9 protein-coding genes and 4 pseudogenes are annotated in these 24,536 nt (G+C 61.8%); 6 read left to right on the forward strand and 7 right to left on the reverse strand.

The features are described from left to right. Positions 1–442, forward strand: a pseudogene (locus HMPREF2724_RS11865) (hypothetical protein); the annotation flags it as partial. Here HMPREF2724_RS11865 and HMPREF2724_RS11870 read toward each other — a convergent pair. The 5 genes and pseudogenes from HMPREF2724_RS11870 to mshA form a co-directional block, all read right to left on the reverse strand. Beyond that, positions 439–1,728, reverse strand: coding sequence for an ABC-2 family transporter permease (locus tag HMPREF2724_RS11870; RefSeq protein WP_141748390.1), 1,290 nt, complete (start codon positions 1,726–1,728; stop codon positions 439–441). The pseudogene HMPREF2724_RS11865 and the gene HMPREF2724_RS11870 overlap by 4 nt on opposite strands. A gap of 187 nt (positions 1,729–1,915) precedes the next feature. Then, the gene (locus HMPREF2724_RS11875) at positions 1,916–2,596 is read right to left on the reverse strand and encodes an ATP-binding cassette domain-containing protein (RefSeq protein WP_061920338.1); all 681 of its coding nucleotides are present in this window, start codon (positions 2,594–2,596) and stop codon (positions 1,916–1,918) included. A gap of 69 nt (positions 2,597–2,665) precedes the next feature. Continuing rightward, positions 2,666–3,322: a response regulator gene (locus HMPREF2724_RS11880; protein WP_061920336.1), complete on the reverse strand. Its 657-nt coding sequence runs from the start codon at positions 3,320–3,322 to the stop codon at positions 2,666–2,668. Next, positions 3,322–4,455, reverse strand: coding sequence for a sensor histidine kinase (locus HMPREF2724_RS11885; protein ID WP_082778540.1), 1,134 nt, complete (start codon positions 4,453–4,455; stop codon positions 3,322–3,324). The genes HMPREF2724_RS11880 and HMPREF2724_RS11885 overlap by 1 nt, the downstream gene beginning before the upstream one ends. Before the next feature lie 20 nt (positions 4,456–4,475). After that, a pseudogene (gene mshA / locus HMPREF2724_RS11890) lies at positions 4,476–5,740 on the reverse strand (D-inositol-3-phosphate glycosyltransferase). Between the two features lie 82 nt (positions 5,741–5,822). Here mshA and HMPREF2724_RS11895 point away from each other — a divergent pair. Continuing rightward, entirely contained in the window at positions 5,823–7,541 is a 1,719-nt protein-coding gene (locus HMPREF2724_RS11895; protein WP_070588685.1) for a long-chain-fatty-acid--CoA ligase, read from the forward strand. A gap of 187 nt (positions 7,542–7,728) precedes the next feature. Here the strand turns inward: HMPREF2724_RS11895 and HMPREF2724_RS11900 are convergent, their stop codons facing one another. After that, positions 7,729–8,223, reverse strand: a complete 495-nt coding sequence (locus HMPREF2724_RS11900) for a glycosyl-4,4'-diaponeurosporenoate acyltransferase CrtO family protein (RefSeq protein ID WP_062036051.1) — start codon at positions 8,221–8,223, stop codon at positions 7,729–7,731. Between the two features lie 200 nt (positions 8,224–8,423). Here HMPREF2724_RS11900 and HMPREF2724_RS11905 point away from each other — a divergent pair, with 200 nt between their 5' ends. The 4 genes and pseudogenes from HMPREF2724_RS11905 to HMPREF2724_RS11920 all read left to right on the forward strand — a co-directional run bounded on the left by HMPREF2724_RS11905 (position 8,424) and on the right by HMPREF2724_RS11920 (position 22,592). Continuing rightward, entirely contained in the window at positions 8,424–10,154 is a 1,731-nt protein-coding gene (locus tag HMPREF2724_RS11905; protein WP_070588690.1) for a long-chain-fatty-acid--CoA ligase, read from the forward strand. A gap of 43 nt (positions 10,155–10,197) precedes the next feature. Then, on the forward strand, positions 10,198–11,736 hold the full coding sequence (locus HMPREF2724_RS11910; protein WP_070588692.1) for an AMP-binding protein: 1,539 nt from the start codon (positions 10,198–10,200) through the stop codon (positions 11,734–11,736). A 187-nt stretch (positions 11,737–11,923) separates the two neighbouring features. Further along, positions 11,924–21,024: pseudogene (locus HMPREF2724_RS11915) on the forward strand (fatty acid synthase subunit beta domain-containing protein). A 291-nt stretch (positions 21,025–21,315) separates the two neighbouring features. Then, positions 21,316–22,592: pseudogene (locus HMPREF2724_RS11920) on the forward strand (Fic family protein). A gap of 136 nt (positions 22,593–22,728) precedes the next feature. On the opposite strand, the gene HMPREF2724_RS11925 reads toward HMPREF2724_RS11920, so the two are convergent. Further along, positions 22,729–23,889 (reverse strand): RtcB family protein, encoded by a 1,161-nt coding sequence (locus HMPREF2724_RS11925; protein ID WP_070588694.1) that lies wholly within the window; start codon positions 23,887–23,889, stop codon positions 22,729–22,731. Positions 23,890–24,536 lie beyond the last annotated feature (647 nt).

Consider the following 24,536-nt stretch of genomic DNA (forward strand, 5'->3'; position numbering starts at 1 on the left):
CCACACCGACTCTTTCCTTGAGATCCTCTCAATTGCTGACCTCGACGTCCCCACCGCCGAAGGCCCCATCGAGCGCGAGTGGACCGAAGAAATGCTGCAGGAAGCCGCAAAGCACCATGCTCGCTCCAAGACGGTCACGGCCAATGCGGTTCTCATCGATGAAGAAGGCATCGCCGCCCTCTCCGTGCTGCTCCTCGATCCCTCACACCCCGAAGTAGCCAAGCAAGAGCTGACCATCACCCACCGCCGCGCCCGTGGCCGTGGCTGGGGCATGCTGGTCAAGCAGGCGCTCTGGGGCGAAGCCGCTGCCCGCTACCCACGCTTAAAGCGTGTCACCACCTACAACGCGCTGAGCAACGAGCGCATGCTCGCCATCAACGCGAAGCTGGGCATTGAGCCGAAGTTCTGGTGGACTTCCTGGACGAAGTCACTCGCGAGTTAAGAATCCGAGCTCCCGACCATGGGAGCCTTCTTCTGCCAGCAGAAACAAAGGGATGCGAGCGCTACCACAATCACGGGTATCGCTACTGTCATTCGGCCGATATTCGTGACCGTCTCCGGCCAAGCGCTAAAGGCTACAGTCCACAATGGAGTATTCGCTAGGACATCTCCGCCCAACGTAAGCGAAATGATCGCAAACACGATGCTCAGAGCAAGCGTGAACGTGCTCCCGAATCGGGCATTTAATAGCAAGCTTGCCAAAGCGATAATGGTGCCCACTGCGATGCTGAGCACGAGGCGGCGAAGCTCATCGCCAAGCGCACCGCCAGCAATGAGCCCAGCAAGCAAGCTGCATGCTGACATTACAGCGACCACGCTGATTAACCAGTAGATCAAGGTGCTTCGGCACCCTCGATATTCGAGCAACATCAACGGCCAACTATCGCGCAGTGCAGCCCATCCCAGCACGGGTGCAAGCCCCGATCCGATGGGCAAAATGCCGAACACGAACAGGCCATGGACATAAGAGGCCGGGTACAGCAAAGCGGTAAACACCAGCAGCGTTGCGCTAAGAACCATGCAGGCCACTAGCGCTGGTGCCGTAGCCGCAAAGCAAAGCGCTAAAAATGGCCGTGGCCGTTGTGCACAATCCCTTGTAACCACAGCGGGCTTCCACCCCACCCCAGGTTCGTTTGCTGTCGCTTTCGAGCGTCGGACTAGCCGTGGGTGCCAGCTATCTGGTGCCCAGAGCGCTGCTGCAATTCCCACCAGAGCAAGAAGAACGCACAAAGCTAATGCGTTCCATGGTTTCTCAGCTGCCAAAGACGCACCCGGCTCAAGTGGAACGGAGTTTCGGTGAATACCCATAATCGGCAATACAGCTCGCACCGGCCATGCTGGCGGGCACATCCACCAATTGTCGGCTTCCACGACGGGATTTAGAGCAAAGAATAGTTGCCAGATAACAAACACTACGAGTGTCACTACCAAGTTGGTCAGGCGTGCTACTGCTGCTGCCAATCCAGCAATACCAATCGAGCCGACAAAGCACAGCACACCGACAGCGAGAATGCGTGAGCTATTCTCGCGCGAATAGACGGCCAACCAACTTCCGCCGAAATTAATTACATGAAATACAGCGATGCTGAGGAGGACAACGAGGAGGCGGGCCAACCTTTCGGCATTTAAGAATCGCGTCCTTTGCACCTTCGGAAGCCCCGCCAAACGCATATGCGTCCCGCCAAACCGAGCACGCTTCTCCCGTGCCTCCGCAGCTGCAGCAAACATTGCAACAAGTGGAGCCGCCATCCCGGTGACATACATTGATTGCCACATGAGTACGCCCGTCGCATCGGTGGCAGGAGATGCAAGGCGAGAAAGGTTATATGTCAGAAGGACCAAAGGCACGGCTATCAAAGGCAACCACACCAACGAAGTACCGCGAGCGCGCAACAGCTCGGTATGAAGCTGACGCCTAAACATTGCGTCCCCCTGCGGTGAGGCGGAAGAACTCTTCTTCCAAGTTTCCTTCCGGAGCCAAATCACGCAGAGGCCCCGAATAAACGATTTCACCTTGTGCAAGCACAGAAATGTCATCTGCGAGATGAAGTACTTCCCCAAGTTGGTGAGAACTAACTAGAACCGTGCCGCCTCGCGCAGCCCAGTCACGCAGCAGCTCACGCAGCTCACTAATTCCTTGCGGGTCAAGGCCATTTTGCGGCTCATCAAGTACGAGCACTTCGGGGTCGCCGAGAATCGCTTGTCCTAGGGCCAACCTAGCTTTCATTCCGGTGGAAAAACTCTTGGCTTTCTTGCCACCGACGTCCACCAGCCCAACCACAGCAAGAGCCCGATCGGCCTCCTCCGCGGGCAGACCAAGCAATCTTGTGTGCACAAGGAGGTTATTCCGTGCGCTGAGGTGGCCGTAGAAAGCTGGCCCATTCAAGGACGCACCGACCGTGGGCAGCTTACCGATTGTTCCCGAATCTGCAGATGAAAGTCCCAACAAAATCGACATCAGGGTGGACTTTCCCGCGCCGTTTCGCCCAAGCAAAGCATGTACTCGTCCAGGAGTTACTGAAAGCGAGACGTCGTTGAGGACTCGCTGGTTCCCGAACGACTTGGTGACACGTGACAAGCTAAGTGATGAGGACATGAAAGAAGTATGTCGCCGTAGCTTCTTTCCTGTATCCCCCAGCAGAACCAACCTTGGCCGGAAGTTCTCCTACTGCAGTAGGACTTTTTGGCCTAGCAACACCAAAGCCACACGGTCCCTAGCTTGCAGCTTCGACATGAGCGAGGAAACGTGCGTCTTTACGGTGGTCTCAGCGAGGACGAGTTCTTGGGCAATTTCCCGGTTAGTCGCGCCACTAGTGATCAGCCGCAGCACTTCCAACTCGCGTCGAGTCACCAATGCAAGCCCTTGCCTTTGCGCTGCTGATAGTTCGGCTCGTCCAGCAATCGCTGCGCGATAGCCCTCCAAAACCGTTCCGGTCACTCCGCTTGCTAGGACGGCTTCTCCTGCATGAACCGCACGAACAGCGCCTAAAAGCACCTCCGGGTCTGAATCTTTGAGAAGAAAACCATGGACTCCCGCGAGCAACGCAGAACGAACCAGCTCCTCTTCATTAAACGTCGTTAGCATGATCACCCTAAGTGACGGGTTCCTTGCCAAGAGGGCACTTGCAGCAGCTATTCCATCCATCCCTGGCATCCGAATATCAAGAATCGCAATATCGAGCGAATGCGCAGCTGCAGCCTCGACGGCTGCTTGCCCATCACCGACCGCGGCAACGACCTTAATGTCCCCTGCGGCATTAAGAATGGTTTCCAACGCACTGCGCAGCAGCGGCTGGTCATCAGCAAGAAGTACTCGAATCATTATGTTGTCCTCTGCGGAAATTGTGCTTCCACTAGGAAGTGCCGAGCGTCTCCGGAGGTACGCACCCAGCCACCCAATGCTGTAGCCCTTTCGGCGATTCCCACCAAACCTACACCGGCTCCTGATGTCTCTCCTTGTGGTCTACCCCATGACTCAACACTCAGCGCAGCAGAATCAGAAAGTTTCAGGCGAACTGTCGCCCCTGTCCCTTGGTGGCGAAGCACATTAGTCAGTGCCTCCGTGATAATCCGGACCAAAGCCAATTGGGTTAGCGCAGGAAGAGTCACCGGGGTATTCGGTAAATCTGCGCTGATATCAAGGCCTGCAGCGCGAAAACCTTCCACGACCTTGGGAATATCGGATAGTTGGCGAGATGGCTCGCGCGTTGTCGGCGCCCGTAGCGAGGACACAATTGAACGCACCTCCGCGAGCGCTCCGTCCGCTTCAGTTCGGATAGTTCGCAATGCTTCCTCCGATGTCCCCGAAGCAACAAGACCAGCATTTGCTTGAACTTTGATGAGGGTCAACGAATGAGCTAGTACGTCATGTAGTTCACGCGCGATAAGAAGCCGCTCTTCTTCCTGAGCTTCACGCTGTCGCGCCTGCCGTTCCACCTCCTTGTCACGCAAACGCACCGCAACTACATAAACGAGTAACAAAAGTAGCCAGTGGAAAAGGAAAGTAAATAGAAAATCCGTTCCGCTTCGGTATCGCTCGGTCAGGTCTGGTTGCAGCTTCCACATGAACGGCGAAGCGAAAGTGCCAGCGAACGTTGCGCCGAGAATAGCCTTTGGAATCCACCGTTCTTCACATAAACGCGCAGAAGAATAAACAGCTAAAGGAGCAGCAACCAACCACGGAGAGAATCCAGAATTCGTCGGGAGCGCCAGCATCCAGGTAATTGCCCATGCCCCTAGACAGAAAATCATCCCTACCGGAGCAATGACAGGCCGCGACCGCCAAATGAGAAAGAACGGGACAAAGGCCCACGAAACCACAGCTTGCACGATGTGGATCTCCATAGGCAGCGGCCCCGGTACCAGGGTGTACAAGAGCGCCAGTAACACGGCCAAGCCCGCAAGCAGCACATCGCCTAAGCGGAGAGTGCGCAGAAAAGTCATGCCTTTAGACATCAAGTCTTTTCTCCCGCTACTTAGTAACCAATTGCCCGGCGCGCATGGCAATCCGGGACCTCGATGTGCAGGGCTTCCTCGTAGATCCGGGCAAGAACGTTGGCGGATTCAGCCCAGCTGAACTTCGCGGCGTGGCTGACGGCGGCTTCGCCCATGCTGATGCGCAGCGGGTCGTCGTCAAGCAAGTGCTCCAAGGCATCCGCCCAAGCCTCGGGGAAGTGGCCGTCGACGAGCTCGCCGGTCTTTCCATCTGCCACAGCGATGGACAGGCCACCCACGCGCGCAGCGATGACGGGGGTACCGGAGGCCTGTGCCTCCAAAGCCACCAACCCGAAGGACTCGTTGTAGCTGGGCACCGCCACCAGATCGGCCGCGCGGTAAATGGAGACCAGTTCCTCCGGCGGACGCGGGCTTAGAAAGCGCACGTGCTTGGAAAGCCCCAGCTTGTGCACCAGGTTCTGGTAGTATTCCGGCGTCGAGTTCACCCCCGATGGGCCACCGCAGAACAGCACGCGGATATTGCGATAAGGATCGCGCTCAATGAGCTCAGCGGTTGCACGAATGAGAACCTCCGGGCCCTTGAACTTCTGCAGGCGGCCCACGAAGGCCACGACCTTGGTGTGAATCGGAATGCCCAGCTCGCGGCGCGAACGCTCTGTGTTGCGGTTGGTGCCCGGAGTAAACAGCTCAACGTCAGCGCCGGGCGAGACCACCTTGATGTGGGAAGGGTCGGCGTCGTAATGCTCGACCAAATCCTGCGCCTCCTGCTTCGTGTTCACAACGAGCAGGTCAGCGTTATCGACCAACTGCTGCTCGCAGATGCGGCGCGCTTCCGATTCACGCGTATCGTCCGCGGTGCGGTGGGCATTCTTTACCGCCGCCAAAGTGTGAGCAGTGTGCACCAGCGGCACGCCCCACAGATCGCGCAGCAGCCAGCCCACCTGGCCGGAGAGCCAGTAGTGCGTATGAATAAGGTCATATTCCAGCCCAAAGCATTTCACGAACTGCACCAGGCCACCGGCAAAGGCGATCATCTGCGTGGGAAGGTCTTCCTTATCAAGGCCCTCATACGGGCCGGCCACGATATTGATAACCCGGAGGCGCTCTTCAACCTCGACGACTTCCCCCTGGCTAGGCCGGGTAGCACGGGTAAAGACATCGACCTCTACTCCCTGCTTAGCCAGCTGCCGCGCGATATTAAGAACGTAGACATTCATGCCGCCGGCATCGCCGGAACCGGGCTGCTCGATAGGGAAGTATGCAGAGAAATCATCGCGATGCGCATATCCACACAGTCTAGCGTTCCCTATTCATGGCTATACTGGCCCGTGCTAAAACTTACGTAACCGAAAGGTGCTGAATTCCCCATGTCGGCAATCGACAACAAGGAGTGGCTCCAGTTCTACCCAGAGTGGACACCACACCACCTTGACTACGGAGACACCACTCTCCTCGACATTTACGACAACAATCTGGCAATCAACCCGGATAAGCCCGCGACGTACTTCTTTGGCAAGACCCAGACTTTTGCTGAGCTCGACCGCCAAGTTCGCCGCGCGGCCGCCGGCCTCCGGGCATTTGGAGTGCGCCCAGGTGACAAAGTGGCCATCGTCGCCCCGAACTGCCCGCAGTACGTTGCGGCCTTCTACGCCATCCTGAAGCTCGGCGCCATCGCCGTGCTGCACAACCCGCTCTACACTGCGCACGAGCTGGAGGGGTTGTTCAAAGACCACGGCGCCCGCATCGCGATTGCCTGGGACAAGACGGCTTCGACCCTGGAGAAGCTGCGCGGCACCACGAACCTTGAGACGGTCATCTCCATCAACATGATCGATGCGATGCCAACGACACAGAAGCTGGCACTGAAGTACCTGCCATTTCTAAAGTCCAAGCGCGAGCAGCTTTCTGCCCACGCAAAGAACACCGTGACCTGGGATAGCCTCATCGGCAACGCGATTGGCGGCGACGGCCGCGACGTCAAGACACCGGAGGACGTCACCAAGGACACCGTGGCGGTCATCATGTACACCTCCGGCACCACGGGGCAGCCAAAGGGCGCGCAGCTTTCCCACGGCAACTTCTTTGCCGTGATTCTGCAGGGCAAGCACTGGGTCCCTGGCCTGGGCGATAAGCCAGAGCGCATGCTGTGTGCGCTGCCGTTTTTCCACGCTTATGGCCTGGTCATGAACGTCATCCTGCAGCCGCTCATCGGTGGCGAGCTGGTCATCATCCCGAAGCCGGACATCTCCCTCATCATGGACTTGATGAAGAAGCACACCCCGACGTGGATTCCGGGCGTGCCGACCCTCTACGAGCGCATCGTGAAGGCAGCTGAGGAAGACAACATTGACATCAAGGGCGTGCGCGCGGCTTTCTCCGGCGCTTCCACCCTGCCTGTCGATACCGTGGAAAAGTGGGAAGAATACACCGGCGGCCTGCTGGTTGAAGGCTATGGCCTAACCGAGTGCTCCCCCATCATCGTGGGCAACCCGATGAGCACCGATCGCCGCCCAGGTTACGTGGGCATCCCGTTCCCGGATACCGAGATCCGCATCGCAAACCCGGACAACCTAGACGAAACCCAGCCCGACGGCGTCGAGGGTGAGGTCCTCGCCCGCGGCCACCAAATATTCAAGGGCTACCTCAACAACCCTGAGGCCACCGAGGCTGCCTTCCACGACGGCTGGTTCCGCACCGGCGACATGGGCATCATGGAAGAAGACGGCTTCATCCGCCTGGTTTCGCGTATCAAGGAAATCATCATCACCGGCGGCTTCAACGTCTATCCAGGTGAGGTCGAAGAGGTACTGCGTACACACCCGGCGATTGACGACGTCGCGGTTGTCGGCCGCCCGCGCTCCGACGGCTCTGAGGACGTCGTGGCCTGCATCGACTTGGCCAACGGCGTGGCGCTCGACCCTGAAGGTTTGAAGGAATTCTGCCGCGAGCGGCTCACCCGCTACAAGGTGCCGCGTACCTTCTACCACTTCGAGGAACTGGCCAAGGACCAGATGGGCAAGATTCGCCGCCGCGAGGTCCAGGCCGATCTGCTCGAGCGCCTGGAAAAAGAGAAGGCTGGGCAGTAGCCGCTGCTTCCGGCTCGACTTCCCGGTCCCTTCCAAAAGCTCCCCTTCAAAAGCTCTTTTTGCTCAGCTCCCATCGCCGGGCAAAAAGAGCTTTTGGCCGTTTTCTGACGAGCTTCTACTCGACATACAACCCTTTGAAAGGGAACTTTTGCACGGGACCAAAAAGAGCAGCAACAGCCTGAAACGACTAATCCCTCAACCGCGTCATAACGCGGATCTGCAATAGGACCGGGTAAACATGGCCAATTATCCCGATCATTAGGAGGACTACCGCTGCCAGCCAGCCGTCGGCGGTAACCGCCCAAATCGCACTGGCTACATGAAGCAGCACCGACCACGAATGCCCAACCGCAGAGGCGCGGACGTGCCGCAGGATCGGACCTTTCTCATTGCCATCCGATTCGCGCTTTCGCATTGCGACTATGTGCTTGTTCCAACCGATTCGCCAGAGAAAGGCGTTGAAGCAATCCACGCCCCAACGTCGGCTGGCAGCACGTGAAAGAGAGAATCGGCGCCACAACGAGGCCGGAAGATAGCGCTCCAGTGAGCCACCGACGAACAGCGCAAAGCCAAACCCCATGAGCGTTACCGTGACAACAAACCCCACGGAATCAGCACCAACCGCGCCCGCCACTACAACGAGGCCGTAGATTCCCGCAGCCGTGAAAAGTAAAGCAACCACGAAACACTCACCGCTTCCCCGTCTCGGTTCCTGCAAGAACTATGAGTACAAATGTGAATTCTAGCGGACCACAAACACGGCGAGCTAAGGAGAAACGGCAACTACCCCATCGCAAAAGTTTGGCAGGCAGAAGTATTTAGTTCACAAAATGGTTATAATGTCCGAAACAAAACTGTTTGCCACCCCAAAGGAGTGACGTCATGTCGGATACCCAGCCATCTGCATACGAGTCCAAAGCCTGGCTTGCCAGCTACGCCGAGTGGACCAACCACCACCTCGACTACGGCGAACAGACCCTGCTTGATATCTACAACGAGAACCTTGCCAAGCACGGAACTTGGCCGGCTACCTGGTTCTTTGGACGCCAACAAAGCTACCACGAGCTAGATGTCCAGGTTCGCGCCGCAGCGGCCGGGCTTAAGGCCTTTGGTATCCGCCCCGGCGATCGCGTGGCCATGGCGCTTCCTAACTGCCCACAGCACATCGCGGCCTTTTATGCGGTGCTCAAGTTAGGCGCGATCGTCGTCGAGCACAATCCGCTCTACACCGCCCACGAGCTCGAGGGCCTTTTCCAGGATCACGCCGCCCGCGTGGCCATTGTCTGGGACAAGATGACCGCCACCTTCGAGCAGCTGCGCGAAACCACCCCGCTTGAGACGATCATCTCCGTCAACATGACCGAGGCCATGCCGCGCAGCAAGCAGCTGCTCCTGCGCATTCCTATCCCACCCATCACGGAGCAGCGCGAGCAGCTCACCGCCCCAGCGCCCAACACCGTGCCGTGGAGCACCCTGACCGGCACCGCAATCGGCGGCGATGGCACCAAGCTTGCCGACGACGAAATTCACCCCGAAGACACCGCCATCATCCTGTACACCTCCGGCACCACGGGTACACCGAAGGGCGCGGAAATCACCCACGCGAATATCTGCGCCAACGTGAAACAAGGTGTGGCCTGGGTGCCCGAGTTTGGCAATAAACCCGAGCGCATGCTGGCCGCTCTGCCAATGTTCCACATCTACGGCCTCACACTCCTCGCAGCACTCGGCGTCTACGTCGGCGGCGAGCTCGTACTCACCCCGGCACCAAAGATCCCGCTCATCATGGACATCATGAAAAAGCACCGGCCTACCTGGCTGCCTGGCGTGCCCACCTTGTATTCCAAGATCATCGAAGCTGCAGAAGCCAACAACGTCGACATCACCGGCGTACACAACTCGCTATCGGGCGCCGCCGCGCTGCCGCCGGAGACCGTTGAGAAGTGGGAGTCTTTGAGCGGCGGCCTATTGGTTGAAGGCTACGGCCTCACCGAGACTTCCCCGGTCCTTACCGGCAATCCGATGAACAATTCACGACGCCCCGGCTACATCGGCATCCCCTTCCCCGATACCGAAATCCGTATCGCTAACCCGGACAACCTTGACGAGACCATGCCAGACGGCGAGCCCGGCGAGCTGCTCGCGCGCGGCCCGCAGGTGTTCAAGGGCTACTTCAAGAACCCAGAAGCCACTGAAAAGGCCTTCCACGATGGCTGGTTCTGCACCGGCGATATGGCGGTCATGGAGTCCGATGGCTTCATCAAGATCGTCTCCCGCATCAAGGAGATGATCATCACCGGCGGCTTCAACGTCTACCCTGGTGAAGTCGAAAAGGTCATCGGCATGCACCCCGACGTCGTCGATGTCGCCGTGGTGGGCCGCCCGCGTGCAGACGGCTCCGAGGACGTCGTCGCCTGTGTCATCCTGCGTGACGGCGCCGCCCTCGACCCAGAAGGCATGAAGGACTTCGCGCGCCAAAACCTGACCCGTTACAAGGTGCCGCGCACCTTCTACCACTTCGAGCACCTTGCCGCAGACCAGCTAGGCAAGATTCGCCGCCGCGAAGTGCAGGCGGATCTGCTGCAGCGCCTAAAGTCCGGAAACCACAGCTAGCGGTTTAGGCCCGCCATAGCAGCCAGGGCTAAGCTTAAAAGCGATGCAGTTTTCTTCTTCTCAGCCCTGGCACCGCTTCTACGGCGAATGGACGCCCACCTCGTTGGACTACGGCAACGCCACGCTCCTTAGCCAACTGGCTGAGACCATCGCCGCGCACCCCGAGCGGGTGGCGCTGCGTTATATGGGCGAAGAACTTTCTTATGCGCAGCTCGACGCCGAGATCAACCGGGCCGCCAGCGCACTGAGCGCCCGCGGCGTGCAGCGCGGCGACTTCGTGGCCTTGGCGCTTGCTAACCGCCCCGCCCACGTCATTGCCTTTTATGCGGCACTGCGCTTGGGCGCTGCCGTGGTGGAGCACAATCCCCAGTTCACCACGCATGAACTGACCCCGATGGTGGCCCACCATGGCGCCCGCGTAGCCATCGCACAGGGGCCGGCGGTAGGCATCTTCCGCGAGTTGCCGCAGCTTGAGCACGTCATCGACGCCGACGCAGACTGGGAAGATTTCCTCGCCGAGGGTAAGAAGCAAACGCCACGGGCCGAAGTAAACAAAGACGATCTCGCACTCATCCTCTACACCTCCGGCACCACGGGCACCCCCAAGGGCGCCATGCTCTCTCATGGCAACCTCGCCGCCAACGCACTGCAAATGGCCCACTGGTGCCTACCGGAGGAGCACCCACAAGCGATGGCGGTTTTGCCGCTGTTCCACTCCTATGGCCTGACCATGTCGCTGACGGTAGGTGTGGTCACGGGGGCGTCGATTAGCCTCGTGCCTGCCCCGCGCCTAGAGCTTATCCTTGCGGCAATTGCGGCAGCCCCTCCCACCTGGCTGCCCGCGGTCCCTACGGTTTATCAGCGCATTGTGGACGCCGCACCGGAGCTTCCGAAGATCGCCCAAGCCATCTCCGGCGCCGCGACGCTGCCCTCTGCAACCATCGGCCAGTGGGAGACTCAAGCCCACGGCTTCCTCGTGGAAGGCTATGGGCTTACCGAGGCCGCGCCCGTTGTGACCTGCAATCCTTTGAACGAACACCGCCGCGCCGGCTGCATTGGCATCCCCATGCCGGATACGCAGGTACGCATCGACCCCGACACCGGGGAGCTACTCGTGCGCGGGCCACAGGTCTTTTCCGGCTACCTCCACAATCCGGAGGCCACCCGCACCGCTTTCCAGGACGGATGGCTGCGCACGGGCGACCTCGCCCCTCAGGACGCCGATGGCTTTATCCCCCTGCGCGCCCGCCTCAAAGAGACCATCATCACCGGCGGTTTCAACGTCTACCCCGGCGAGGTCGAAGAGGTGCTGCTTTCTCACCCTACGCTTGCCGACGCCGCCGTTATCGGCCGCCCTCGCCCCGACGGCTCCGAAGACGTCGTAGCCTGCATCGTGCTCGCCAGCGCCCAACCCGGCGCGCCCGCGGATGCCGCGCAGCCCACGCAGGAAGAACTCCGCGAGTGGTGCCGTGGCCAGCTCGCCCGCTATAAGGTCCCGCGCGAGTTCATCGTGGTTCCAGACCTAGGCCGCGATGGCCTGGGCAAACTCCGCCGCCGCGCTGTGGCCGAGCGTTTTCTGTAATTCTTCCAGCCACCCCCAAAGTTGAGTAAAACCTCACATTTTGGGCGAATAAGGCTGCAAACTTACGCCTATGTAAGCTACCGTGTCGTCATCGCGTTTATTTTGTTATAGCTAACTATTCTTTAACGCGGTTTTACTTCCTCTCCTCTTTTTTCTTCCAACCAAAAAACTCCGAGGTAATAACCCGATGCATTTGTCATCCCTGACACCACTTCACCGCCTAACTGGCGCCACCATCCTCTTCGCCGGCCAGGGTTCTGCCTGGCAGAAGGCACTCGCACAGGCCGCCGCGCAGCCACAGGTTCGCACCCGCCTGGTCGAGCTCCTCGAATCCGCCCGCACCACCACCGCCCCAGTCGCGCGCCAAATCGCGTCAACCTGCCCCGGCGTCTTCGGCCGCCTGCAGGAACTTATAGACGGCGAGGACAACGTCCAGGACGCAGACGTCTTCCCCGCCTATTCCATCCCGGGAATCGTGCTCGGGCAGATCGCCGCAGTGGAGCATCTCGCGCAGCTGGGCCTGCGTCCGGAAAGAGCACTCGGCCACTCCCAAGGCTCCCTCGGAGTGCTGGCGCTGCACGACCCGCAGGAGGCGCTGAGCTTGGCACTAGTGATGGGAACGGCGGCGTCGGCAAGCCACGGCAGCGTCGACGCCCGCTCGCACATGCTGGCGCTGCGCGGACTCACGCGCGAGTTCGTGGAGGAACGCCTCCAAGGCGATGCCGTCATAGCCGTGGTCAACGGCCGCCGGGCCTTCGCGTTATCCGGTTCCCGGACTACCTCGCAGCCACGCGCACCGCCTTGGAAGGCGCAGTGGATGAATACAACGCCACTCTCACAGAGCGGACCGTAGGCGGCGACGAGCTCGAGCTCCACGCCACCGAGCTTCCAGTGGCCCTTCCCTTCCACCATCCCAGCCTTCACGCCGCCGCCGAGCTCACCGAAGAATGGGCAGCTGCCTGCGGAATCACAGACCACGGCCTGGCGCGCGAAATTCTCGTCGAAGAACACGATTGGCCGAGCCTTATCCAGGCAAACATCGCTGAAAAGCAAGCACAAGGCTCGGAGTTTTTGCTCAGCCTCGACGCTTCCCTAACGCGCCTGAGTGAGCCGCTGGTCACCGGCAGCGGCAGCGTCATCGTAGAGATTGCTACGCCCGAGCAACGCGACGCCCTTGCCACACCGGGCACGGAGCTGCCCGAGCCGCTTGATTACCGCGACTTCGCGCCCCGCCTGGTGGAGCTTCCCGATGGCCGTTTCTATACCCAAACCCGATTCTCCGATCTCACGGGTCTCTCGCCCATCATGCTGGGCGGCATGACGCCAACGACCGCCGACGGCGAGATCGTGGCCGCCGCCGCAAACGCCGGCCACTGGACCGAGATGGCCGGCGGCGGAATGTACTCCGACGAGGTCTTCCGCACCCATCTTAAAGTGATGGAAGAACACTTGAACCCAGGCCGCACGGCACAGTTCAACACCATGTTCTTCGACCGTTACCTGTGGAACCTGCAATTCGGTCAAACCCGCATCGTGCCCAAGGCGCGTGCGGCTGGCGCCTCATTCAACGGCGTGTGCATTTCTGCCGGCATCCCAGAAGTCGAGGAAGCAGGCTCGCTACTGAACCAGCTCCACAGCGATGGCTTCCCCTATATCTCCTTCAAGCCCGGCACCGCCCAGCAGACTCGCGACGTCCTGCGCATCGCCGCCGCCTACCCGGAACACCAGGTAATCATGCAGGTCGAGGACGGCCACGCCGGCGGCCACCACTCCTGGGTCAACCTCGATGACATGCTGCTCGAGACCTACGCCGCAATCCGTGAGCACAACAACGTAGTGCTCGCAGTGGGCGGTGGCATCTCTACTCCACAGCGCGCCGCCGACTATCTCACTGGCAAGTGGGCACTGCGCTACGGTCAGCTGCGCCTGCCTGTCGACGCCGTCTTCATCGGCACCGTCGCCATGGCCACCAAAGAGGCCAAGGCCACCGATTCGGTCAAGGAGCTGCTGGTAGACACCACCGGCATTTCTCCAGAAGACAACGGCGGCTGGGTCGGCCGCGGCACCGGCACCAATGGCGTGGCCTCCTCCCAATCCCACCTGTTGGCCGATATCCACGACCTCGACAACTCCTTCGCCGCGGCCTCGCGCCTTATCACTTCCCTGTCCACCGAGGACTACGCGGCCCACCGCGCAGAAATCATCGCCGCCCTTAACAAAACCTCGAAGCCTTACTTCGGCGACGTCGAGAAGATGACCTACGCCCAGTGGCTGGAGCGCTTCGTCGAGCTGGCCCACCCCTTCGTCGATCCCACCTGGGATGACCGCTTTTTCGACCTTCTCCACCGCGTGGAGGCGCGCCTCAACCCGGCGGATCACGGCGAGATCGACACCCTTTTCCCAAGCATCGATGACGTCCACGATGCCCCTGCCGCTTTAAAGCTTTTGCTGGAAACCTACCCGGAGGCGGCGTCGACAAGCGTGTCCCCACGGGACGCCGCCTGGTGGATCTCGCTGCACTACAAACATGTAAAACCCATGCCGTGGGTGCCTGCCATCGACGGCGATCTCAAGACGTGGTTTGGCAAAGACACGCTGTGGCAGGCGCAGGACCCGCGCTACACCGCCGACCAAGTGCGCATCATCCCGGGCCCCGTGTCGGTTGCCGGAATCACGCGCAAGGATGAGCCCGTGGCGGAGCTGCTCGCGCGCTTCGAGGCCGCCACCACCCAACAGTTGTGCGATACAGGCGAAGAGCCACAACGCCTCTTCTCCCGCTTGCACGCGGTTGCTGACGCCGCGGAATTCATCAAGGCTTCCCCCACCCTGGTCTGGCATGGCCACTTGATGGATAACCCGGCCTTCCACATGGATGCCTCCGCTTTTGAGCTACGCCAGGATGAGACCGGCCAATGGGAAATTGTTATTCACGCCGACTCCTACTGGGATAACCTGCCGGATAACCAGCGCCCCTTCTACGTCCGTGAGGTCACCGTGCCTGTGGACTTGCCGGCCGATGTGTCCACGGGCGGCTCGCCGGTGGTCTCCCACGAGCGCCTGCCCGATGCCGTCTACGCGCTCCTGCGCGGCCTCGCCGGCGTGGGCTCGGTGGCCGAGCAAGGCGACGTCATCGACGAGATGCCACGCATCGAAGAAGACAGCATCGACGCGGAGGCGCCTTTCGGCCGCGCGCACTACTCCTTCCACCTGCCTGCCTCTCTTTTGGAGGCGCACACCGCTGTCACCGGCGCGGGCCTGCCCGTGGCTGAGACGGCCCTGCCGGTGGGCACCCCCGATGTGCTAGTCGGCCCCTGCTGGCCGGCCATCTACACCGCGCTGGGCTCTGGCCTGCTGCCCGATGGCTACCCAGTCATCGAGGGCCTGCTCAACGCCGTGCACCTAGATCACCTCGTGGACCTGCGTGTTCCTCTCGCCCAGCTGGCCGACGGCCGCCGCATCGACGTCACCTCCCAGTGCACCTCCATCGAGGAATCCGCCTCCGGGCGAATCGTGACCGTGGAGCTCGAACTGCGCAACGGCCCCGACGTCCCGGAAAATGCGGGCGAAATCGTCGCTACGCAAGTCCAGCGCTTTGCCATCCGTGGGCGCGCGAGCGGCACCGCGGCACCTACGCCGGCTCCGGAGTGGGGCGGCGGCAAATCCTCGACCAAGATCACCTCCACCCCGCGCTCCTTTATCGACCGCGCGGTAGTCACTGCCCCGCAGGATATGACCCCATTCGCGCTGGTCTCGGGCGATTACAACCCCATCCACACTTCTTATAACGCCGCCCAGCTCGTGGCTCTCGAGGCTCCGCTGGTTCATGGCATGTGGCTTTCTGCCACCGCGCAGCCCCTCGCGCCCCGCCACGGGCAGGTGGTGGGCTGGACCTATTCCATGTACGGAATGGTTCAGTTGCACGACGTCATTGACATCGTCGTCGAGCGCGTCGGCCGCAAGGGAATCCACGCCGCGCTCGAAGTCACCTGCCGCATCGACGGCGAAGTAGTCTCCCGCGGGCAGGCGCTGCTTGCACAGCCGCGCACCGCCTACATCTATCCGGGTCAGGGCATCCAAGCCGAGGGTATGGGCAGCACGGACCGCGCCGCTTCCCCGGCCGCGCGGGAGATTTGGCGCCGCGCCGACCAGCACACCCGTGCGGCGCTGGGCTTTAGTATCCGACACGTCATCGATGACAACCCCACTTCCCTGCGCGTCAACGATGAAACCTTCGTCCACCCGCAGGGCGTGCTGCATCTCACCCAATTCACGCAGGTAGCACTGGCCGTGGTGGCTTATGCGCAGACTGCGCGCCTGCGCGAAAACGACGCCGTTGCCTCAAATGCGATGTACGCTGGCCACTCCCTCGGCGAGTACACAGCGCTGGCCTCGCTGGCCAATATCTTTGATCTCGAAGCGGTCATCGACATTGTCTACTCGCGCGGCTCCGCGATGGGAAGCCTCGTTCCACGCGACGCGGAGGGGAATTCCGAGTACGCCATGGCCGCGCTGCGTCCGAACATGATCGGCGTGAGCGGTGATGAGGTGGACGCCTACGTCGCCTCCATTGCGGAAGAAACCGGCGAGTTCCTAGAAATCGTCAACTACAACATCCGCGGTCAGCAGTACTCCGTGGCTGGAACCAAGGCCGGCCTGCGCGAGCTGGTCCGCCGCGCCAACGCTGTCAAGGAACGCGCAGCCGTGATGGTTCCGGGCATCGACGTCCCGTTCCACTCCCGCGTGCTGCGCGATGGCGTGGCCGCGTTTGCGGAGAAACTCGACGAGCTCCTTCCGGCTGAGCTCGACCTCGACGCGCTGGTCGGCCGCTACGTGCCGAACCTCGTGGCAGTGCCGTTCGAGCTGACCCAAGAATTCGTCGACACCGTGGCCCCGATGGCTCCTTCTGGCAAGCTCGACGGCCTCGACGCTTCCTCTCTCGAACCTCAGGCCCTCGCCCGCCTGCTGCTCATCGAGCTGCTGTCCTGGCAATTCGCCTCCCCAGTGCGCTGGATTGAGACCCAGGAGCTGCTCTTTGAGGAGGTCGATCAGTTAATTGAGATCGGCCTTGCCGCCTCCCCAACCCTAACCAACTTGGCCAAGCGCTCCCTGTCCGTGGCAGGCCGCGACCTGCCCGTATTCAACGTCGAGCGCGACCAAGACCAGGTCATGCTCCAGGACGTCCAGGCAGCACCAGAGCCCGAGACCGCCTCAGAGACAGAGGAACCGACTGTCGAGGCCGCGTCGGTCCCAGCTGCTCCAGCCGCCCCAGCCGCTGAATCCGCGCCAGCCCCGGCCGAGTTCGCTCCCGCAGTTCCTGCCCCGGCTGCGCCTTCCGCAGGTGCCGCCCCCGAGCTCACCTTCCGCGCGGCCGAGGCCATCATGGTGCTCTTCGCGTTCCAGAACAAGATCCGCATCGACCAGATCAACGACTCCGACACCATCGAGGAGCTCACCAACGGCGTTTCCTCGCGCCGCAACCAGCTCCTGATGGACATGTCCGCTGAGATCGGCGTGCCTGCAATCGACGGTGCCGCAGACGCCGACGTCGCCTCGCTGCGCGAAAAGGTCAACGCCGCTGCCCCTGGCTACGCGCCTTTCGGCAGCGTCCTTGGTGAGGCCGTCACCGCACGCCTGCGCCAGCTGCTCGGCGCTGCGGGCCTCAAGCCCGCCGCGGTGGCCGAGTACGTCACCGGCACCTGGGGCCTGCCCGAGTCTTGGGTCGCCCACGTCGAGGCCGAAATCCTGCTCGGCTCCCGCGACGAGGATTCCGTCCGCGGCGGCAGCCTGAACACGGTTCCGTCCAGCGCCACCAGCAAGTCCGCGGCGCACGAGCTTATCGACGCCGCCGTCCAGGGCGTCGCCAATGCGCACGGCGCCAGTGTCTCCAAGGGCGCTGCCGCAGGTGGAGCCTCCGGCGGGGTCGTGGATTCCGCCGCTCTCGAGGCCTACGCCGAGACCGTGACCGGTGAGAACGGCGTGCTCGCCACCGTGGCCCGCCAGGTCCTCACCCAGCTCGGCCACGTCGCCGAGCCTGCCGAGGCCACCGCCCCAGACACCGAGGTCATCGAGGCCGTCGAGGCCGAACTCGGTTCCGGCTGGCTCAAGTCCGTCACCCCTTCTTTCGACGCGGCACACGCCTTGCTTTTCGACGACGCCTGGGCCACCGCCCGCGAGCGCCTCGCCCGCGTAGCACTCGGTGAGATCGTAGCCGACGACGAGCTCGCGCAGCCTGCCGTCTTCCAGGGCGCCGGCGCCACCGTGGCTGAACAGGCCCGTTGGTGGGCACGCTCGGGGAACACCGCTGTCGACTCTGCCCACTTCGAGCAGATAGCCGCAGCCGCCGAGTCCACCGAACGCGGCGCTTACGCCGACGACGTCGCCCTCGTCACCGGCGCCGCACCGGGCTCCATTGCCACCGCCGTGGTCGAGCGCCTCCTCGCAGGCGGCGCAACCGTCATCATGACGGCATCGCGAGTGACCCAATCCCGTAAGGAATTCGCCCGCCGCCTCTACGCCGAGCACGGCCGCCAGGGATCTGCCCTGTGGTTGGTTCCGGCCAACCTCACCAGCTTCCGCGACGTGGACTCCCTGGTGGAGTGGATCGGTTCCGAGCAGCGCGAATCCGTGGGCAACGAGGTGAAGATTCTCAAGCCAGCGCTCACCCCAACCTTGGCATTCCCATTCGCGGCACCGTCTGTTTCCGGCTCGCTTGCAGACGCCGGCTCCTCCACGGAGTCCCAGGCTCGCCTGCTGCTGTGGTCGGTCGAGCGCCTCATCGGCGGCCTCTCTGACCTCGCGGTCAAGGCCCCGAGCCCCACCCGGTGCCACGTAGTCCTGCCGGGCTCGCCCAACCGCGGTACCTTCGGCGGCGACGGCGCTTATGGCGAAGTCAAGGCCGCGCTCGACGCCATCCTGGCCAAGTGGAACGTCGAGGCTGGTTGGCCTGCCAGCGTCACCCTTGCGCAAGCCAAGATCGGCTGGGTTGCAGGCACTCACCTCATGGGCGGCAACGACGTCCTCGTTCCAGCCGCGCAGAAGGCCGGCATCCACGTCTGGTCGCCGGAGGAAATCTCCTCTGAGCTGCTAGACCTAGCTTCCGCCGAGTCCCGCGCCCGCGCCACCGAACGCCCGATCGAGGCAGACCTCACCGGCGGTCTCGAAGGCTTCTCGCTGACCTCCCTAGAGGTCGAGAAGCCTGCTGCGCAGTCCGCTGCAGAGAGTGCCGTCAAGAACACCACCGCCCGCATCAAGGCACTGCCTTCCCCGGCACGCCCGGTGCAGCCGCAGCTGGCTGAGGAACTTGGCGACATCACCACCGACCTCGACGACATGGTGGTCATCGCCGGTATCGGCGAGGTGAGCTCCTGGGGTTCCGGCCGCACCCGCTTCGAGGCCGAGTATGGCCTGCAGCGCGACGGCTCCTGCGAGCTGACCGCCGCCGGTGTCATCGAACTCGCGTGGATGACCGGCCTCATCGCATGGCACGAGGAGCCCACGCCGGGCTGGTTCGTCGGCGAGACTGACGAACAGATTGCAGAAGAGGACATCTACGAGCGCTTCCGCGACGAGGTCGTGGCCCGCGCCGGCGTCCGCGAGCTCACCGATAAGTACCACCTGGTTGACCGCGGCTCCATCGACCTGACCACGGTGTTCTTGGACCGCGACATCACCTTCAGCGTCAGCTCGGAAGCACTCGCCCGCGACATCGCCGAAGCCGACCCAGAGTTCACCAGCATCCGCGAGGCTGACGGCGAGTGGGAGGTCACCCGCCACAAGGGCGCCACCGCAAAGGTGCCGCGCAAGGCCACGCTGACCCGCACCGTGGCCGCGCAGATGCCGGACAACTTCGACGCCGCCCGCTGGGGCATCCCGGACCACATGCTGGACTCCCTCGACCGCATGGCCGTGTGGAACCTGGTCACCGCCGTCGATGCTTTTACCCAGGCAGGCTTTAGCCCCGCCGAGCTCCTGCAGGCCGTCCACCCAGGCCAGGTCGCCACCACGCAGGGAACCGGCATCGGCGGCATGGAGTCCCTGCACAAGGTCTTCGTCTCCCGCTTCTTGGGCGAGGACCGCCCCTCCGACATCCTGCAGGAAGCCCTACCCAACGTCATTGCAGCGCACACCATGCAGTCCTTGGTCGGCGGATACGGCTCGATGATCCACCCCATCGGCGCCTGCGCCACGGCCGCGGTGTCCATCGAGGAGGGCGTCGACAAGATTACGCTGGGTAAAGCCGACGTCGTGGTCGCCGGCGGCATCGATGACGTTCAGGTCGAGTCACTGCAGGGCTTTGGCGATATGAACGCCACGGCGCAGACCTCCGCCATGACCGCGCAGGGCATCGACGAGCGCTTCATCTCCCGCGCCAACGACCGCCGCCGCGGCGGCTTTCTCGAAGGCGAAGGCGGCGGCACGGTTCTGCTCGTGCGCGGTTCGCTGGCGGCCGAGCTCGGCCTGCCGGTGCTCGCCGTGGTCGCCCACGCCGCTTCCTACGGCGACGGCGCCCACACCTCCATTCCGGCTCCGGGCCTCGGCGCTCTGGGCGCCGGTCGTGGTCGAGAGAACTCTCGTCTCGCACGCTCGCTGCGCGGGCTGGGCCTTAGCCCGAACGACGTCACGGTGCTGTCCAAGCACGACACCTCCACCAACGCCAACGACCCGAACGAGTCCGAGCTGCACTCCATCTTGTGGCCAGCTATCGGGCGCGACGCGGATCAGCCGATGTTCGTCATCTCGCAAAAGACGCTCACCGGCCACTCCAAAGCCGGCGCCGCGCTCTTCCAGACCGGCGGGCTCATCGATGTCTTCCGTACCGGGCGCATCCCCGCCAACGTCTCGCTGGACTGTGTCGATCCCCTCATCGCACCGAAGGCGAAGAACCTGGTGTGGCTGCGTTCGCCGCTGGATCTGGCAGCCGCGGGCCGCAGCGTGAAGGCCGCGGCGCTGACCTCGCTGGGCTTCGGACACGTCGGCGCGCTCATCGTGTACGCGCACCCGGGCGTGTTTGAGAAGGCCGTCGCCAAGCAGCGCGGCACTGACGCTGCAGCTGCTTGGCGCGAGCGTGCCGAGCAGCGCCTAGCCGCCGGTCACGCCCGCTTCGAGGCCGGCATGTTGGGCCGCGCGCCGCTCTTCGAGGTCATCGACGGCCGCCGCCTGCCGCACGCCGACGCCAAGGTGATGATTGACGGCTACGGCCTCGTCGACGCCGACAAGGCCGCGGAAATCTCCATGCTCCTCGACGCCGATGCGCGCCTGGGCAGCAACGGTGAATTCCCGAGTGTGTAGTCGTTAGCTAACTGGCTGGCCAGACCAGCCAGTAGTAGATAGAGCTCAGGCCCGCTTCCGGAAAAGGGAAGCGGCGCGACGAACCACTCATGTGGATTGTAGGTGCGCCCATCGATCCCAACCTGAGACACCTTCAACCGCACGTCTGCAAAGCAGTGGCTCACGATAAGAGTTATCTGGCGCATTGCGCTCGCAGTCCACCGGGATAACAGCTATCCCGGTAAACTAGGATATCGATCTACCGGGATAAGTCTTATCTCCAATGCCCCAAGCGCATGACAGGAGTCAGCTGTGGCAAAGACAGGCGAATTGGAATGGATCCCCGCTGATGGCAGTGGTCTTTCTCGACGCGCCAAACAAGGAGGTAAGTATCACGCTTTCGTTCCCGATCCCCTCGCAAGCATGTCGTTGAAGCTTCCGTCCGAGCTCTCGCGACGTATCGTTCGCATCGAGCGGGAGATTCACAATCTTGGGATGAGAGACAATACCCACTCCCTTGAAGGAGTTGTGCGACTCCTGCTCCGTTCTGAGGCCGTCGCTTCCTCCCGGATCGAGGGAATCGCTCCCAACTCCGACAAAGTGGCCATGGCGATCCTCGCGCGTGAATCAGATTCCGAAATTCGGGGTTTCAAAGAATCCGCAACAGCTGTCGCCCGCAATGTCGCCATCCTCGACACCATCAATGCAGACTTAGCTTACAAAGACGAGCTGGTCCTGGATGACATTGTTGCAATGCAGACAGCGCTCGTTGCAGAAAAGCCTTTGCAAGGAGTACGAACTACTCAAAACTGGATTGGCGGGTCTGACTATCACCCCATCGATGCGGCTTTTGTCCCCCGCCTCCTGTACAAGTCCCAGGACTCCTCGACGATCTCATTGAATACTTCAACGGGGCAGACCACGCCGCGCTCGTTCAGGCAGCGCTGGTTCATGCACAGTTCGAGACCATCCACCCATTCCCGGATGGGAATGGACGCGTGGGGCGAGCCAAGATTCACGCGCTTTTGCAGCGCAGAGGGCTCACCGATGCTACGGTTCTCCCCGTCAGTATGGTTCTGGCAACGCTCGGTGACCGTTACGTCAACGGACTCACGAAATTCCGCGAGGGTGACGTGCTGGCATGGATCTCTTTCTTCGTCAAGGCTGCACAAGTCGCCACCACCAAAGCAGCTGAACTTGCGGATAGCGTCGCCGCCCTAGAAGCAGAATGGATGGACAAGGTCAATCACCACCGCACTGCGCAAGGAAGCAAGCGCGCATTGAAATCGAATTCGACGGAGTTCCAACTGCTCAAGAAGCTACCTGCCATGCCTTTGGTCACGGTGCCCATCGTGAAGTCCGAGCTGGGGATTTCATCGACAAGCACGGCCCGAGATGCTCTCGATTCACTCACCGACGCTGGCATTCTGCGTAAGAAAGTCATCGGTGTGGGCGGGCTTCTCGGTTACTTCGCTGACGATGTTTTCATGTTGGTCAACGATGCTGAACGCCAACTCGCCTCGACGCAGTTTAATACTCGGCTTTCACCTCCGACCGGCCGAGCGGTTCCAGCCCTTCGCGATAAATAAGCAGTAATCATTAGTAGTCACGCGCTTCGTTTCCTTACATAAGGCAAAGCGTCGTGCTGGTGCGACGCTGCAGGAAAGGCATCGGAAAGCGCAAAAGGGACAGTCACTCAAAGTGACGGTCCCTTAATGGCGCAGATTAGGTGCCCTTAACGTTGAGGATCTGGCGCAGGGTGTGCTTGACCTCAACGAGCTGGGTGGCATCGGCCATCACGCGGTCGATGTCCTTGTAGGCGTCCGGAATCTCATCGACGAACTCGGCGCCGGGACGATAGACGATGCCTTCCATGCGTGCGGCAAGGTCCTCCTCGGTGAAGCGGGCCTTGGCCTGGGTGCGCGACATGACGCGGCCGGCGCCCTGCGGCGCAGACTTAAGGCCCGGCGCGTAGCCCTTGCCTTCCACGACGTAGCTGGCGGTGCCCATCGAGCCGGGGATGAGACCGCGGTCGCCCTCATCCGCCTTGATGGCGCCCTTGCGCGTGAGCCACACGTTCTTACCGTAGTGGTTCTCGCGCTGGGTGTAGTTGTGGTGGCAGTTGATGCGCTCGAGCTCGAGGTTCTCGCGATCCGCGCCGGACCAGGTGGCGACGCAGTCGAGGAAGCGGTCCATCATCTCATCGCGATTGAGCAGCGCAAAGTGCTGTGCCCAGTGGAGATCCGCAATGTAGGAGTCGAACTCTTCCGTGCCCTCGACGAGGTAGGCCAGGTCCTTGTCCGCGAGCTGGATCCAGTGCTTCTCGCAGTGGCGCTGCGCAGCTTTGATGTGCTTCTGTGCAATCTTGTTACCCACGCCGCGCGAGCCGGAGTGCAGGAACAGCCAGACGCGATCTTCTTCGTCGAGACACAGCTCGATGAAGTGGTTGCCGCCGCCCAAACTGCCTAGCTGCTGGCGCCAGTGCTTCGAATGACTAAGGTCCACGCCGGTGTCCTGGGCCAGCTGCGCGAGCTCGCGCGTGCGGGCCTCGGTGCGCGGGTCCATGATCCAACCGTTGTAGTTTCCGGGCGAGAGTGGAATGGAGTCTTCGACCGCGGTGCGCAGGTCCTCGAGAGCGAAGTCCTGGATATCCGCGTGCGTAAGGTGGGTCCGCACGGCAATCATGCCGCAGCCGATGTCCACGCCGACGGCCGCCGGGATGACGGCACGCAGCGTGCCGAAAACGGTGCCGACCGAGGAGCCCTTGCCGAAGTGGGCATCAGGCATGAGCGCCACGTGTGGGTAGACGAAGGGCAGGTCAGCGACGAGTTGTGCCTGCGCCACCGTCTTGTCTTCAACAATGGAGGCGAAGTTGTGCAGGCGCATAAAAGAGCCTTTCTCTGCGTTTGCGTAACGCAGTTCGTGAGAAAGGGCCTGCTTGGGCGGCTGACTTATAAGTTTGCGCGCGGGTCGCGCGGCTGGCACCAACGTCCGGGATAAGCAGGGCCGCTTTCCCGGGAAATGGTCAAGTCAGCCTGTTAGAAGAGTTGCTTAAAGAAGCGTCCTAGCGGCTGATTGTTATAGGTCATCATCGCGGTTCGCCTCCTTTATGCTTTCTCGTTCTTCTTTCGGGCTGTTAGTGCTGCGTGTGAGCCTACACGATGTACGCGATTTCTGCATGCGCTTGATGATGCGAAGAAATTCACCCAGCCACGAAAAACTTGACACCGTCCATTCAACCGCATTCGCTGCCTGCTCATTTGTTCGTCCGTCTGGCGGGGTGTCGTGCGCCGTGATGAGCTTCGTTTAATCGTTCAGCCCACCTCGACCTAGTCGAGAGTGGGCTGGATCTTTATCTGGGTTATGCAGCAAGATTGCTCTGGGTAAAGCCGACGTCGTGGTCGCCGGCCGCATCGACGACGTGCAGGGCGAGTCCCTCCAAGGCGGGTGCCGCGCTCTTCCAGACCGGCGGTATCATCGACGTCTTCCGCACCGGCCGCATCCCGGCCAACGTGTCGCTGGACTGCGTTGAT

This window comes from Corynebacterium sp. HMSC071F07 (assembly GCF_001810285.1).
GTDB lineage: Bacteria > Actinomycetota > Actinomycetes > Mycobacteriales > Mycobacteriaceae > Corynebacterium > Corynebacterium simulans.